Below are 15,788 nucleotides of genomic sequence, written 5' to 3'. Positions count from 1 at the left end.
TAAAAGCATTATAGTATTGTATTTTTACCTGCTCGATGGAACTCAGTTGGATTAATGTTCTGTGCAGATATTAACTCATCTATAACTGATAATGTCGGCGCGAAAAGTTGGTTTTTACTCACTCCGGCACCAGATTAGCACCTCTATTTGTATTTCAATAAAACCCCGTTTCTACCAATTTATAACATCATTCTGGCCCGTCATCAGTGTTAACTCTTTTTATCAATATTTGTATCTGTTGTGACATTTCACTGTTATTTGTGATTGTTAATAATGTGACATGCGTATCACAAACTTAATGATAATGGTTTGCATTAACATGTTCGTTATGTATAATTCACGAAAATTTACATTGGTTTACACAACACAGTAGTTGTTTACATTGTCTAATCGGGATGAGATATGAAAAAAACGTTAATTGCTGCAACACTATTTAGTCTTTTGGCTAGCAATCAAGCTATGGCTTCTGACGAAACGACTGAACTACGTCAGATTATTGAGCAGCAGCAGAAAGTGCTTAAAGATCTTGAAAAGCGTCTTGAGCAAACTGAAAAGCGTGTAGAAACTACTGCAGATGTAGTAGAAGCGACCGCATCAAGTAAGTCGGCTACCACTATTGGTGGTTATGGTGAATTACACTATAACAATATTAGCAATAACCAAACTGGTACCGACAAAAAAGAATTCGATTTTCACCGTTTTGTATTGTTTGTGGGTCATGAGTTTAACAGCACCACTCGTTTTTTCTCTGAACTAGAAGTTGAGCATTCAATTGCCGGTGAGAGTCAAAATGGCGAAGTTGAGCTAGAGCAAGCTTATATCGAGCACGATTTTAATGAGATGCTTACCGCTAAAGCGGGTCTATTCTTAATGCCAGTAGGTATTATCAACGAAACTCACGAACCAACGGTATTTTACGGTGTTGAGCGTAACCCGGTAGAAAAAGATATTATTCCTGCAACATGGTGGGAAGGTGGTTTAAATCTTAATATTAAAGCCGCTCCAGGTTTAGCTTTTGACACTGCAGTGACTTCTGGTTTGTATTTGGACGAAAGCTCAGGCTATAAAATCCGTAACGGTCGTCAAAAAGTATCTGAAGCGAAAGGCGAAGATTTAGCTTATACCGGCCGCGTAAAATACACTGCAGTACCGGGTTTAGAATTAGCTGCCACGGTTCAGTATCAGTCTGACTTAACTCAGGGGACTGCTGGTGTTGATAGCGCTTCTGCTACATTGTTAACAGCACACGCTATTTACAGCATTGAAAACTTCACTGTTAAGGCATTATTCGCCCAGTGGGATATTGATGGTAAAGAAGCTGAAGCATTAGGTCGCGATAAGCAAAATGGTTTCTATATTGAGCCTTCTTATCGCATTAATGAACAGTTTGGTGTGTTTGCTCGTTATAATGAGTGGGACAACAATGCGGGTGATAGTGCCGATACTAAGAAAAAACAAACCAACGTGGGTGTTAACTACTGGTTACACGAAAACGTAGTGTTTAAAGCTGATTACGAAAACATTGGTGGCGCTGCAGATTCAGACGGTTTCAACCTAGGTGTTGGTTACCAGTTCTAATTGCTGAGCATTCAGTAAAAGCACGCATCGATGAAACAGATTATCGGTAAAATTTTGGGTGCCAACAGTGTATATTGTCGGCACCCTTATTTTTGTTCTTGGCTAAGGATTGATATGCAGGCAATATTACGATCATATTTGATGTTATTTATGATGGGGTTAGCTGTTTATTTTTCGGCATTTAGCGCTGTAGCAACACAGTATCAGTCAAATGACGCCTTTATTAGCCAAGCATTTAATGGCAATGCTGGCGAGTCTAAAGTGTTGTGGTTAGATGATGATCTCAAACAAGCCGTAGAAGCTATTTTAGCCCATCGTTTTAATAAAATGCGTATGCGTTACTGGCTACACAATGATGAAACCGTTTGGATAATGGACGAAATAGGCAAGGAATCGCCGATTACGGTGGCTATTCATATTAAAGACCATCAAATTATGCGGACTAAAGTGCTAATTTATCGTGAAAGTCGCGGTGACGAGGTTCGTCATGATTTTTTTACAGACCAATTTAAGCTGGCCAAGTTAGATGACCAACATCAGCTTGATAAGCATATAGACGGGATTACTGGTGCAACATTATCAGTAAGAGCGTTAACTAAGTTATCGCGCATTGCATTGTTACTTCATGCGCATGTGGTGCAATAAACCACGTTTCAATTCTAGCGGATCATTTCAAGCAGGTTAGTGTGACAAAAACATCTCGACGTAACCGTTTTAGACTTAAGATTTTGCGAGCCCTTCGTCCTTGGCACCGTCGCTTAGGATTAGCGAGTGCGTTATTTATCTTATTGTTAGTGCTGACTGGCGTAGCGATAAATCACAGTGATGATTTTGGTTTAGACCAAGCACCGGTTACCCAGTCGTGGTTGCTTGATTATTATGGTATTGCTCCTCCTTCTTATGTTGCTCAGTTTGGTGTTGCACCTACTGCATTATATATTACCGATAATCTATTGTGGCAAAACCAACATATGATTTTAGAGTCCAATGCGACCTTAATTAGTGCCAGCTATGTCGGTAACATGCTGGTGGCCATAGATGCACAGCAACTGTATTTATTTAATGATCTTGGTCAGTTACAAGAAACTCAAAATGCCAGCACCGGACTTCCGTCTGGTTTGTTAGCGCTAGCGATTGTTGATGGCCGGGTGTGGTTAAATACTGAAAATGGTGTATTTCAAGCAGATGAGCAACTCATCGATTGGCAAGCTATTGCGCCGTTAACAGCACCTGTTTGGCTGAGTGAAAGTAAATTTGTGGATAAAGAGGTTGTTAATCTTGCGCGCAGCGCTAACTTACATTGGCAACGCGTAATGCTAGATCTGCATAGTGGTCGCTTATTTGGATCATTAACGGTTTGGCTGTGGGACTTATTCGCGCTAGCATTACTAATGGTATCTCTCAGCGGCTTTTGGATTTGGTTAAAACAAAAACCACCGAGATAATCTATTCAATTACCATTTTTAGCGTTCAAACTGATCGACTGTGTCGGTTAGCTTATCGGCTAAATTACTCAACTTATTACCTGCCTCGCTAATTTGATGATTCCCCTCAGATACAGATTCACCTAATAGCGTAAAGTCTTGTACTTTAAGCTTAACGGTATGAGCCTGCTGCTGTGATGCTTGTGCTAGCATGGCTGATTCTTGGCTTACTGTGGCAAGAGACAAAATAAGTTGGCGGCTCTGTTCAAGTGTTACTACTAACTGATTTGCTAATGATACGGAGTGTTGTGCTTTTTGTTGGTTGGATGCCATATTGTCGACCGCAGATTGAATTGAATCAACGATATTGGCGAGCATTTTATTTATTTCTACAGTTGAATTATGTGTGCGTAAGGCTAACGTTCTAACCTCATCTGCAACTACCGCAAAACCTCTTCCTGTTTCACCGGCTCTAGCCGCTTCAATAGCTGCGTTCAATGACAATAAATTAGTTTGTGAGGCGATATCGGCAATGGTTTTTACCACGGTAGCCACTTGTTTACCTGAATTTTGCAGTGTGAGTAGCATGCTGGCAGTCGTTTCAATGTCTTGAGCTAATACGCTAATGCTGTCAGCTGTTTGTTTAACTTCTTTTTGCCCTTCAACCATGCTCTGCGCACCCTGCTGAGCAGAATCTGATGCACTTTGTGAATGTTCGACACTTTGCTCCATTTGCTGCTCAAGTTGCGACATCACATCTACTAAACTCACAATAGTGTGTTGAAGCTCATCCACAGAGGCTGATGATTTACCTGTAGTGTTACTTAACTGGGCAACGGTTTGGCTAATACTGGCGATGGCGTCATGTACTTCATTCATTCCTAAACGGAATACGTTAATTAAGCCATTAACACTGGTGGCCACATTACTAATTTCAACAATGCATTCATCAGACAGTTTGGCTTTTAAATTACGATTTTGCGCAATGCGGGTGAGGTCGTTTGACAGTTGCTGTATAGGAGTGGCTATTTGTTTTTGTGCTGCTAAGTAGGCCCCAACAGCAACAACCAACATGAGTCCAACTAATACAAAAATGAGCATAGTATTGTAGCCAAGTTCGCTTTGAATGTTCATTGCATTTTGGTTGGCTTGAGTCGAAATTTCTTCGGCGAGAATGTCTAGACGATCTTTGAGATCGTTAGCACTATCATTTAATGTACCTAAATGATTGCGGGCATTGTCCCAATCTACCGATGATTTACTCATGGTGTTTTCAAGTGCCGATAACGCCGCGTTAAGCGCGTCAATTTGCGGCATTAATTGGGTAGATGTTACGGTATTTAATTGTTGATACTGCTCGTTAAGACTTTTTTCTAGTTGAACTTTATTCTGGTTAAACTCTGTAACGTCGATGGTTGTACCGTATAAAGAATAACCCATTAAAACCAGTTCTTTGGCAAGACTTTGTACCCGTGTAATGCTGTTAAGCGCAGGTAATGTGCCATCGACAAACCCGCCAACTTCTTGTTTTACGGTTTGGTTGCTGTTATTGAGTAAAACAGCCGCCACTAGGGTCATTAATAAAATAGCTGCATAGCCTAGTAGAATACGAGCTTTGATAGTATTAAAAGCGTTAAACATGGGTTAATACCTTAATCGGGTCATTTTTTGATCTCAGTGTAACTAAGACCGGAGACAAGAGAAGTTATATTCATTTTTTTCTAATGCTAATCATATCGGCACAGTACTAACATTCTTGATTAGTAAGGCCTAAATTATCATTAATTTAGATTTTTAGGGTAAAAAAAAGAGCGAACATTTTGTCAATGTTCGCTCCGGTATCGATGTTACCGACTAAGCCGTTTCTATCTCGTCGCCTTTGGCAAATTGAATAGTGTTGCCAAACACAAAGCGGTTTGAGACTAACGCAAAGGTGATGCAGGCGGCTAATGTGACTGGCATTAAGTGAATGTAGTGCCAGCTTGAATAGAATGGGGAAAATTCAAATGTTAGTGAGGCATATAGCATTACTCCAAATATAACCGCACCGATCCCCGCTCTGGCATCTATATTTTTAAACACTAAGCCTACAATAAATATCGACAGAATAGGCATACTGAGTAAACCATTTAACTGTTGTAATAAGTTGATGATACTTTCGGCTTGTTGATAAATAGGCACTAATGTAAGAGTTAAAATACTGAGTAATAATGTAACCCAACCGCTTAAGCGCACCACGTTAGGGTCTTTTTTAATATAGGCTTCGTGAATGTCACACACATACAGCGCCGTCGCTGAGTTTAGTAAACTGTTGTATGTCGATAATACTGCCGCAGCCATTGCGGCGGCAAATACACCCGTTAACCACGTTGGCATGAGGTCACCTACAATTCGCCCGTATGCAGCATCACCAATATCACCATACAGTTTGTATGACACAATCCCAGGAATAACCACGATAGCCGGTACGATTAGAATACGAATACCTGCTGCAGCAAATACGCCTTTTTGAGCTTCTTTTAGTGTGGGTGCGGCCATGGCACGTTGAGTAATGGTTTGGTTGGTACCCCAATAGAACATTTGGATGAAAATCATTCCGGTTAGTAGGGTGTGCCAAGGTAAAGGCGAATCATCACCACCAATGAAGGTGAGTCGTTCTACCGGAATATCAGATAAGTCATAATTAATCGCATTTAGGGCTAGATACACCACAAAAATGGCCATGCCCAGTAATAATACTCCAGAGTAGGTGTCTGATACGGCTACCGCGCGTAACCCTCCGAAGAAAGCATAAACTGCGCCTAGCGTCGCAAATGCAACAGCAATATACATAAGTGGAATGTCGACATTAAACATGGTCTGCATAAACAGAGAGCCTGAATAAATCACTGCTGGCATGTAGATAAAAGCATTACCTAAAAAGAATATAGACCCAATAACGGCTCGTATATGCTTGTTATTGTATCTTTTTTCCAACAACTCAGTTGTGGTGGTACAGTTATACTTGTAATAAACGGGTAAGAATAATTTAGCCAGAATAATCAGGCCAATCACAGCAGAGAACTCCCACCATGCTAGCAGTGCCATTTGGTTACCGTTCATGCCCACCAGCTGATCAGTACTTAAATTTGTTAGGGTGATAGACCCTGCCACAAACACCCAACTTAAGCCGCCCCCAGCGAGAAAATATTCTTTATTTTGTGTGCTTTGTTGACGGTTGCTGCCACGACATTTTATGTACGTTAATAACCCAATCATTGCCGTTACAATGGTAAATACGGATATTTGAATAATATTTTCAGACATTATTGTTCCCTTTCCCAAGTTTTTATTGGGTATTGTTATGCCGCAGCTGAATTTTTACTGACTTCTAATTTGATGCTTTTTATTGGGTTCAAACCTGGGGTTTTATTGTGCTTTTTGATCAGCGCATTGAGTTGAAATAATGACATTAGCATGGCTTGTAATGGCGCAAGATAACCTTTCTGGTGTAGCTCAAAGAGTGCTTCTTGGCTGAGGGCTTGTAGTTTGTCTTCATCAATAGTGAATAAACCCGACAAACTAGGTGTTGAGCCATCTTGATGCTGGATTAAAATACTAATTGGGCGTAGCAGGCCAAGTTGGCTAATATGCTGATTAAATGCTTGGGTCTGGAGATCATTGTTAATGTCAGATTCAAGCAAAGCTTTTACTCTAGATAAATGCAGCGATGCTTTGCCGTTGGTTTCAAAAATGGCTTGTCCTGTTGTGGCAGAAAACACCCCATGTTGTTCGTCAATACCAATGGTGTAACGTTGTGGGTCGTCAGGTAACATCATCAAAAAAAATGGAAAGGTTTGCATGTTAGTTGGCGTGTGTAGCGCGGTCCACTTACCTTGTTCGACAAATAGGTTGCTACCTTGCTCGAAGCTAGTAAATGCCGTTAATACCCATTGACCATTGTTACCATCACGGACATAAACAATTGGCATACTGCAAGCCGTTTGGCTGACTTCAGATACCCGCAGGTTCATGATGTTTTGTTGATGAGCAAATTGGATGGCGCTGTCGTTTGCTAATCGTAAGTTTTGGTGCTGTTGAGGCGTTAATTCTGTTAGTTTTTTCATATTTTTATTCTATTGTTGAGAATGAGTTAACCATTGTTCAATGAAGTCTCGATGAGGCGGCAATGTATTGAGCATCTGCTGCGTAAGCTGAACATTACGGTTAAGTATCTGAGTGGCTTGGGCCTGTTGTTGGTATAAGTGTGCATGTTGAGAATAGTCAGGGCTGAAACCCATACCATAAAGTACATATTGATAACTAGCGGCTGGAAATAACTCATTTGGGCCATTGAAGTCTTTGCTGGTGGGGCCTCGATAAGCCCAAATGCTTAAGTCTTCTTGTAAGCTCTGTGGAATAGAGTCGGGATGACAATGTGCTTGCCAATAGGGTTCGGGTCTTTTCGTCAGCATGTAATGTAGTTTTAAAAAATCAACAATACGTCCCCAGCGATATTCCATTTGTTGGTTAAACCGTTTGGCCGTTAATGCCATGATGGTATCGTTAACCGGTAGGTTGTCGGCAATGTAGCGTGCAGATATTTCGACTAGCATAATCGCAGTGGCTTCTAGTGGCTCAACAAATCCTGCTGCCATGCCAACAGCAACACAATTTTTTTGCCAATAGCGTTCACGATGACCACTTTGATAGCTGATTTTTTTTACGCTTAAACCTTCGGCTTGGGGGCCAATATAACGGCGTAAATTGGCTTCAGCCTGTTCGTCGGTCATATAACGGCTTGAATACACATGACCGACACCGCGGCGATGTGTTAAGCCAATATCCCAAATCCAACCTGAGTCCTGCGCTGTGGCGATGGTGTGCGATGCAATCGGGCTATGCTGATCTGTATAGGGCACTTGCATTGCAATGGCGCGGTCGTTAAATAGCACATGATCCAGTTTAACAAACGGCACATTAAGTGTTTTACCCAGTAATAAAGATGCAAAACCGCTGCAATCGATAAATAAATCACCGTCAATTGAACCTTGGTCAGCAAGTGAAATATAGCTGATGTTACCTTGGCTATCGACATGGGCTTGTTCTACTGTTCCGATGACATGCTCTACTGCTAGCTTGGCTTTACAATGCTGTTTTAATAAGTCGGCAAAGGCGCCAGCATCAAGATGGTAAGCATAATTGCAGCTGCCTTGATATTCGCCTTCTGCCATGCTGCGAGGAGCAAGGCCTGACTCACAAATAGCATGTTGGAAGTTGGTGTGTTCGGCATAGTCTTTGATGTTGTCGATATAAGGTGCTAAGTCGATACGACCATAACCTAATGGAACCGTAAATGGATGGTAGTAAAAGTCGCCATTTCCATGGACCCAGTTAACAAACTTGCCGCCTTGTTTAAACGTGGCGTGACAAGCCTTAAAGACTTCGCTTTCGCTTAAACCTATTTGTTGTAAGGTATTTTTCATGGTTGGCCAAGTACCTTCACCAACACCGACCGTGGGAATGTCTGATGATTCCACTAAAATAATTGTTAAGTCATTACCTGTCTGGCTTTTATGGTGCGATGCAATGATAGCTGCGGTTAACCAACCCGCTGTACCTCCACCCACAATGATTATTTTTTTGACTGCTTTTGCCATTGGGTTAACATCCTATTTGCAATGAAATGTGCTTAATTACCGTCGTAGTTAAACACTATCACAAGGTGTGTTTTATATATCATAAACAAAAAAGACAGGTGCTAAGCACCTGTCTTTTATTACTTATAATTTAAAACTTGCCTCTAACGCCTAGAGAATAGCGCGATCCGTTATCTTCAACCGAATAAATTTGGTTGGCGAAACGACCTGTTTGAACGAGCTCTTCTTCAGTGATGTTAATGCCTTCAACAAACACCGATACATGTTCAGTGATGTCATAGCTGGCGCTAATATCCCACTGGCCAAACGTTTCGGTATTGATTGGTTCACCATTAAAACCATTGTCTAGCTGACGTAAGAAGCCTTCGCGGTTGTTAAATGCAACACGGGCTTGGAAGTTATCTTGCTCATAGAACACGATTAAGTTTTGTGAATTACCTAAACCTTCAAGTGCGAAACTTTGAGTGCTGTTAGCATCTACTGTCACATTGCTATCAACCACAGTCGCGTTGGCGGTAACACCAAAGCCGTTGTCGAAGATATGAGTTAAGGCAACTTCATAACCAGTAATACGTGCTGATTCACCGTTACGAGGGCGGGTCACAGTGTACTGTTCTGACTGACCATTTAACTCTTCTGTTGTGCCAACAACTGGGTCAGAACATAAGTCTGAGTTAGCCGTGCTACAGTTAAAGTCTGGGCCAGTTCGGTCAGTCATTTGGTAAGTTTCATCACCCGTTAACGTCACGATAAAGTCGTCAACTTCTTTACTGAAAAATGCAAAGCTGAAGATGCTGGCGTCATCGTAATACCACTCGTAAGAGATATCCCAGTTTTCAGAACGGAACGGTTCAAGTGATGGATTACCACCGCTAGCTGTTAAGTTCTGACGACGTGGCTCGTTAAAGTTAGTCGCTGGAGATAGCTGTGACATGGTTGGACGGGTTAACGAGTCATACATGGCAAAACGTAGCACCATGTCGTCTTGTAGGTCTAACTTCACGTTTACGCTTGGCAACAAGTTTGAGTAAGTTGTGCCTTGAGTAATATTTGTCGCTGGACCGTATATGTTTTGGAACAATGTCGCATCACTGGTCGGTACTACGTCAGAAATATAACTCTGTACGGCACTGACTTCTACATCAGTCGTTGAGTAACGAGCCCCTAAATCAACCGTTAATGGCATATCACCTACGTCATACACAAACGTGAAGTTCATGTATAAGCTGCTGACATCTTCATTAATGGTATAGCGATTGTTTTGCAGTGTTGGGGTGATTGGATAACCTTCAGCGGCTAAATAATCGACCATAGCATCACCATCATAGGTGTAGAAGGTGTCGATTAAACCAGAGAAATAGTTATTCGCAGTATAGGGTCTGAAGTTAATGGCTTCATTGGGTGCAGGAGTACCATAACCACAGAATTGACACTGACTACCAAAAATCTGGTAACTGGATTTTTCACGCTCTTGACGGTATAGACCAAATTTCGCTTTCGTGAACACCAGTGAATCAGGTGAATATTCGAAATCAGCTTTAAACTCAGTAATTTCATCTTCGTCAGTAAATTGATTACCTTTTTCGTTATAATGTAAACGAGAAAGGCCGGCATCAGGTAAGTTGCCATTTTCAAAACCACCATGGATAACGGTAGGGGTTCCACCCGTGCCATCAAATTCATAGCTGTTGGTCATACCGACAACGTTGAAACGGTCGCGGCCAGCACGATCGTTTTCAGCATTTGAGTTTGAAACATCAAAGTTAGCTTTTAATTGGTCTGTAATATCCCATTTAACATTTAAGCCGACACCGCTGTTTGTCACGTCGCGAGAGTTGCGAGTGTGCGACACAAAGTCAGTTGCTGGGTCGCCACTGCCTTGATGTAAACCAACATCTTGGCTAAAGGTTAATAAGGTGCCTGTTGCAGGGTCGATAGTGGCATTGCCAACGCGGTCTGGCTCAAACCATGATGCTAAATCGGTAACTTCAGAATCCACTTCAAATTTTGAAATAAAACCATCCAAGGTAATGCTGACGTCGTCAGACGGAGCATACTGGAATACTAAGCTACCGTTAGTACGAGTTCGGTCCTGTTGATCAACGATTTGGTCCCAGTTACGTGGAATATAAGCATTGGTAAACAACACGCCATCACGTGAATTGGAAATAGTTTGACCGCCACGCCAACCGGCGGTGTTGATTTGGTTAATTTGAACTTGGCGCTCTTGATGGCTTACGGCAAGTAATACACCCATAGTTTCATCATTGAAGGTGTTACTGATCAAACCTGAGACAGAAGGTGAAATTTCTTCTGAAAGACTTTCATACATTCCTTTCACAGAACCGACAAGTTGGAAGCCTGAATAATCAAAAGGACGCGCGGTTGTGACGTCGACCGTACCGCCAATACCACCTTCTTGCATGCTGGCACTGCTGGTTTTATAGACGTTAGCACCCGTAATTTGGTCAGCGGCTAAGATGTCGAAATTAAACTCACGACCAGCGCTATCTGTCGCTAATTGACGGCCGTTAACCAATACTGTATTGAATTGTGGGCCAAAGCCACGAACCGTTACTGCCTGACCTTCACCACCACTTCGGTCAATCGATACACCAGTAATACGTTGTAATGATTCGGCTACGTTTAAATCTGGAAACTTACCTAAATCTTCGGCTGAAATACCATCCGACACAACCGAAGCAGATTTCTTATCGGCCATTGAATTTTTTAAACTGCTGCGTATCCCCTTTACAGCAATAACTTCTATTGTTTGTTCATTAGCTTGAGTTTCTGCTTCTGCTGCAGAGACGCCGTTAACACTTCCTAATGCCCCAGCAATGGCAAGTGCTATCGTTGTCCTCTTACCAAAAGTTGCGATTCCTTTTGTCGACATTTTTCTTCCCCCAGTTGATGTTGTTGCTTTTTTATAAAATCTTTATTTTTAATTAAAGCTTATTTATCTTATAAATATATTAATTGAGCTTAAATATCAACCTTTTCTTAACAAGTATGGTGTAATTTAATGATGAATTTTTAGACTAATCACTGACATCATGGTGATATACATTGCAATAAATAGTACCAAAACCTAAGGTTGTAAATGAATTTAGTCTTTGTAATTAAAGATATTACTGTCATCGCTCAATGTTTATTCAGACAGTAATCAGACTGTATTTTTTGTGTTTATTACACTTTGGTATAGTTCATTTCTTGTAAAAAAAACAGTCTGATAACAATCAAAACAATTTCAAAATGGTTATTTATTGCGGTGCGGATTTCATATCCCATGACATGCCTGTGGCATAGCGGTGGGCAAAACCTTTCCAGGCTGTCGTTGGATTGCCTTGTTGATCTTGCTCATTAGACTGAGCGCTTAATTGTAGGTATGAACACTTATCTTGTTGATTTTTAACATGGCAATCCATCATAGCTAATGCAAAGTGTTTATTGATGGTATTAAGCTGTGTCGTATTCCAGGCGGGTTCAAAATAGTGGCCTAAATCTATTTCATTTTGGTAAGCCACTTTAGGTGCTGGATGTGGGGCAATATTATGGCGAGCATTATGATAGGTGAGCATATAGGTATGTTCACCGCCAGTTTGCTGGTATAGCGATTGAATGCCTTTATAACCAGAAATATCATCAAGATCGCCAGCAACATACAGTGTTGGGACGGTTATTTTTGCTAATGCTACTGGGTCAAATAGTTGATGGTTGCCTCCCCAGGGGGCCATAGCAATCATGGCTTTCCATTTAGGATCTACTGTTACAGGGGCTGTTTGGCCACCAGCACAGGTGTTGAGTAAAGTAATGGCGCCATTGATAACATTTTGGTCTTTGCTGCCGGTAAAGGTAGCGGCAGTTTGTGGGTTAAATTGATAACAGCCGCCCACAGTGTTGACCGCACCATAGCCGCCCATTGAATAGCCAATCAAGCCTGATCGTTTCGTGTCGATAATGCGACTGACAAAATTGTCACTGCCGGTAAAATAATCAAGGGCAAATTGTTGATCACGCGAACGGTTTAATAATGTGCTAAAAAAACCGCTAAACGGAGCATTAACCATATCGACATCAGCATTAGTCGAGTCGGTGTGATCCAGTGCCGCAACAATATATCCGTGTGACGCTAGATGCTCAGCTAAGTAAAACATAATGGTGCGATAGCCAGTATAACCATGGGATAACACGATGAGTGGAAATGGCTGATCCGTTAATGCGGCCACTTCTGCGTCACGAGTGGCATTGCCTTGCAGTGAAAATGGTAATCCTAAACGGGTTTCATCATTATAAACGGCATTTAATACTGCCGGTTGGTTTTGCTTGGTCGCGGCAGTTTTGTTACTTGGGTACCACACCTCAATGTTGAGTTTTCGGTCTTCAGCTATTTGGGTTTTGGGATTAAATTGATTTTTATGAATCAAGTTAACAGTTTTAACACCGACTTGATAAAGCCCTGTTTGCGCTAGCTCTGGCAACGCTTCCTTTGGCAGTGTGTTGGGGTAAAGCTGTTCGGCGACTAGAATGGTATTTTTTGTGTCACTGTCTGTTGCGTTTGCGGCAATGGCGCTTGAGTGGGTGCCTAAACATAACAACGCGATAGAAATAAGTGATTTGGTCATCATTAATGCTGTCCTTTTCAGTAATGCATGCTCTTCAGCATGGGCTGTAGTACTTGGTCATTTTTATTATGTAATGCGGGCGGGTCCTCAACCCACATCATTTTTTGTTATCGACTCATTTACAGAGTTACTACGGAAACGTTTCTACGGTTAATCCTTTGCCTGCGGTGCAAACATAAATGTCCGCTTGCAAATTAAACTGCGCAAAATAGTGTTGCTCAACCGCTTGCTGAATAGCGGCTACGTCTTCATTACGGCATAAACACACTATCGCGCCGCCAAATCCACCACCGGTCATGCGTACGGCGCCTCTGTCTGCTAAAGCTTGTTGGCAAATTTGCACTAAACCATCGGTGGCAGGTACGGTCACTTCAAAGTCATGCTTTAACGATTGATGTGATGCGGTCATTAAAATGCGCAGTTGTTCGATGTTATTACTGGCTAAGGCTTGGGTTGCGGCAATGACGCGGGCATTTTCGGTGATCACATGGTGAGCTCGGGAGAATTCATTCGCGCTCATTTGTGGCTTAGTTTGCATTAACAACGCTAAGTCAGCATCGCGCAGGGTGGTTAAGCCCATTTTACTGGCGGCTTGCTCGCAGTCGATACGGCGTTGGTTGTATTCGCTGTCGACTAACTTTCTAGGGTAGTTAGAGTTAACAATAACAATCGATAAGTCTGTTGGAATGGTCACCGATTTTGTGTGTAAATTTTGGCAATCGATTAATAACGCTTGGTCTTGTTGACCTTTAGCTGAAATTAACTGGTCCATTATGCCGCACTGGCAATCCATAAAATCATTCTCGGCTTGTTGACCGAATAAGGCGATTTGCTCTTCGGTTAAATTTAGGCCGCAAACATGATTAAACATCCCTGCAATCGCCACTTCTAGTGCCGCCGAAGATGACAAACCACTGCCTTGCGGCACATTACTTTCAATCAATAAATCAACACCTTGTAGCTGGTGGCCAGCACGGTTAAGCACAAATGCAACCGCACGGATGTAGTTGCCCCATTGTGACTGACCAGCACTAATTGGTTGATTAACGTCAAAGCTTTCTTGTTCATTCGGATACATGGTTGATAGTACATTAACCGTGTTGTCATTTCGTATATGGTAAAAAACTTGAGTGCGGAAAGTGAGTGCGCAAGGTAATACGAAACCTTGATTGTAGTCGGTGAATTCACCAATTAAATTAACCCTACCAGGAGCACTAACTACCCCTTGTGGTAATGATGAAAACTGCTGCTGATAGAATGCCTGTAGCGCGTCGTTATTCATTATTGTTTCCTTGAGAGTAATGGATGTCGCTGGCATTTTGTAAAATTTTTGCAGCTGTTTCTGGGCTTAAATCGCGTTGACTTTCGGCGAGCATCTCGTAGCCGACCATGTGTTTTTTTACGGTGGCTGAGCGTAATAGTGGTGGATAGAAATGGCCATGTAAGCGCCAGTGGCTATTGTCGTCAAGTTTGCTTGGTGCACTGTGCCAACCCATTGAGTACGGGAAGCTACAATTAAACACATTGTCGTATCGGGTGGTGAGTATCTTAATCGCTTGGGCTAAAGCAGTTGATTGCACATCGGTTAGCTCACCAAAATGGCGTACATCATCTTTGCATACGAGTAAGGTTTCAAAAGGCCATGCAGCCCAAAATGGTACAACCACAAGCCAGTGGTCATTTTGATAAACAACTCGCTCACCGTCGGCAATTTCATGTTTAACATAATCGCCGAGCAAATTGCCGCCATGATGTTGTTGGTAGTTACGCTGGTTGTCTTCTTCTAATTGTATTTCGGTCGATAAATGATTGTGAGCCCATACTTGTCCGTGGGGATGAGGTTGTGAACACCCCATGACTTCACCTTTGTTTTCAAAAATGTGTACACATGCATACTGAGCAGATAATTCGATGTAGTTCAGTTTCCAGGTATTAACTACATCATTGATCTCAGCCACGGATAATTCTGGTAAGGTTTTATTGTGCTTAGGTGAGAAACAAATCACTCGGCATTCACCCGTAGCCTGCTCTATTTCAAATAATGGATTGTCATGATTGAGCGCGGCGGAATGTTCGGTCACTTGTGACGTTAGTGCGCCAAAGTCGTTAGTAAACACAAAGGTTTTATCATAAGCAGGATTGATACTGTCGTTTGCACGATGATTGCCGGGGCATAAAGGGCATGTGTTATCGTACTCTGGTAAATTCGAAGGGGCATTTTTTTCTGTCGCACCTAACCAAGGACGATTATTTCGATGTGGCGACACTAGCACCCAATTACCTGTTAACGGATTTTTTCGTCTGTGGGTAAATTCAAACTGACTCATGGCAATCCCTTTCATCTATATGTGTCTGGAGCAATAACCAGAAAATGCATATTATTATCTCAATTGTACTGTTGATAAATGCTGTAAATTTAATTTATATGATAAATACTACTATTAAGTATTTTATTTAACAAGATGTAATCAATTTCGACAAGATCTTTCTAATTCAGCTTGTCAATTGACCGTCTGTCACTC

General features: G+C 41.8%; 11 protein-coding genes. 3 read left to right on the top strand and 8 right to left on the bottom strand.

From position 1 onward, the window contains the following. The first annotated feature begins 402 nt into the window (after window positions 1-402). The 3 genes from AAEY97_RS15090 to AAEY97_RS15080 all read left to right on the top strand — a co-directional run bounded on the left by AAEY97_RS15090 (window position 403) and on the right by AAEY97_RS15080 (window position 3,023). Window positions 403-1,578 (top strand): porin, encoded by a 1,176-nt coding sequence (locus tag AAEY97_RS15090; RefSeq protein WP_350999742.1) that lies wholly within the window; start codon window positions 403-405, stop codon window positions 1,576-1,578. 114 nt (window positions 1,579-1,692) lie between these two features. Continuing rightward, the gene (locus AAEY97_RS15085) at window positions 1,693-2,223 is read left to right on the top strand and encodes an FMN-binding protein (RefSeq protein WP_101087336.1); all 531 of its coding nucleotides are present in this window, start codon (window positions 1,693-1,695) and stop codon (window positions 2,221-2,223) included. After that, complete coding sequence (locus AAEY97_RS15080) at window positions 2,181-3,023, top strand: PepSY domain-containing protein (RefSeq protein WP_350999811.1); 843 nt, start codon at window positions 2,181-2,183, stop codon at window positions 3,021-3,023. The genes AAEY97_RS15085 and AAEY97_RS15080 overlap by 43 nt, the downstream gene beginning before the upstream one ends. Window positions 3,024-3,041: 18 nt before the next feature. On the opposite strand, the gene AAEY97_RS15075 is transcribed toward AAEY97_RS15080, so the two are convergent. From AAEY97_RS15075 to AAEY97_RS15040, 8 genes are all read right to left on the bottom strand, one after another. Further along, window positions 3,042-4,643, bottom strand: a complete 1,602-nt coding sequence (locus tag AAEY97_RS15075; protein WP_162024233.1) for a methyl-accepting chemotaxis protein — start codon at window positions 4,641-4,643, stop codon at window positions 3,042-3,044. A 213-nt stretch (window positions 4,644-4,856) separates the two neighbouring features. Further along, entirely contained in the window at window positions 4,857-6,308 is a 1,452-nt protein-coding gene (locus AAEY97_RS15070) for an SLC5 family protein (RefSeq protein WP_162024232.1), read from the bottom strand. 35 nt (window positions 6,309-6,343) lie between these two features. Next, complete coding sequence (locus AAEY97_RS15065) at window positions 6,344-7,108, bottom strand: SapC family protein (RefSeq protein WP_162024231.1); 765 nt, start codon at window positions 7,106-7,108, stop codon at window positions 6,344-6,346. A gap of 9 nt (window positions 7,109-7,117) precedes the next feature. Next, a complete protein-coding gene (locus AAEY97_RS15060; RefSeq protein ID WP_350999736.1) occupies window positions 7,118-8,641 on the bottom strand; it encodes a tryptophan halogenase family protein in 1,524 nt (507 codons plus the stop codon). A gap of 130 nt (window positions 8,642-8,771) precedes the next feature. Beyond that, complete coding sequence (locus AAEY97_RS15055) at window positions 8,772-11,537, bottom strand: TonB-dependent receptor (RefSeq protein ID WP_350999733.1); 2,766 nt, start codon at window positions 11,535-11,537, stop codon at window positions 8,772-8,774. A gap of 367 nt (window positions 11,538-11,904) precedes the next feature. After that, on the bottom strand, window positions 11,905-13,266 hold the full coding sequence (locus tag AAEY97_RS15050) for an alpha/beta hydrolase family protein (protein ID WP_502959468.1): 1,362 nt from the start codon (window positions 13,264-13,266) through the stop codon (window positions 11,905-11,907). 130 nt (window positions 13,267-13,396) lie between these two features. Continuing rightward, entirely contained in the window at window positions 13,397-14,548 is a 1,152-nt protein-coding gene (gene galK / locus AAEY97_RS15045) for a galactokinase (RefSeq protein ID WP_350999729.1), read from the bottom strand. Beyond that, on the bottom strand, window positions 14,541-15,593 hold the full coding sequence (locus AAEY97_RS15040) for a UDP-glucose--hexose-1-phosphate uridylyltransferase (protein ID WP_101087327.1): 1,053 nt from the start codon (window positions 15,591-15,593) through the stop codon (window positions 14,541-14,543). Before AAEY97_RS15040 ends, galK begins: the two co-directional genes overlap by 8 nt. Between the last annotated feature and the right edge of the window lie 195 nt (window positions 15,594-15,788).

It is taken from the genome of Shewanella sp. TB7-MNA-CIBAN-0143, assembly GCF_040310065.1.
Lineage (GTDB): Bacteria > Pseudomonadota > Gammaproteobacteria > Enterobacterales > Shewanellaceae > Shewanella.
This window is presented reverse-complemented; position numbering and strand designations above follow the sequence as displayed.

Excerpts from the sequence above, each read along its gene's own strand:
- AAEY97_RS15050 (WP_502959468.1), bottom strand. The coding sequence starts at position 13,266 with ATGACCAAATCACTTATTTCTATCGCGTTGTTATGTTTAGGCACCCAC.
- AAEY97_RS15075 (WP_162024233.1), bottom strand. The coding sequence starts at position 4,643 with ATGTTTAACGCTTTTAATACTATCAAAGCTCGTATTCTACTAGGCTAT.
- AAEY97_RS15065 (WP_162024231.1), bottom strand. The coding sequence starts at position 7,108 with ATGAAAAAACTAACAGAATTAACGCCTCAACAGCACCAAAACTTACGA.
- galK (WP_350999729.1), bottom strand. The coding sequence starts at position 14,548 with ATGAATAACGACGCGCTACAGGCATTCTATCAGCAGCAGTTTTCATCA.
- AAEY97_RS15070 (WP_162024232.1), bottom strand. The coding sequence starts at position 6,308 with ATGTCTGAAAATATTATTCAAATATCCGTATTTACCATTGTAACGGCA.
- AAEY97_RS15040 (WP_101087327.1), bottom strand. The coding sequence starts at position 15,593 with ATGAGTCAGTTTGAATTTACCCACAGACGAAAAAATCCGTTAACAGGT.
- AAEY97_RS15055 (WP_350999733.1), bottom strand. The coding sequence starts at position 11,537 with ATGTCGACAAAAGGAATCGCAACTTTTGGTAAGAGGACAACGATAGCA.
- AAEY97_RS15060 (WP_350999736.1), bottom strand. The coding sequence starts at position 8,641 with ATGGCAAAAGCAGTCAAAAAAATAATCATTGTGGGTGGAGGTACAGCG.
- AAEY97_RS15090 (WP_350999742.1), top strand. The coding sequence starts at position 403 with ATGAAAAAAACGTTAATTGCTGCAACACTATTTAGTCTTTTGGCTAGC.
- AAEY97_RS15085 (WP_101087336.1), top strand. The coding sequence starts at position 1,693 with ATGCAGGCAATATTACGATCATATTTGATGTTATTTATGATGGGGTTA.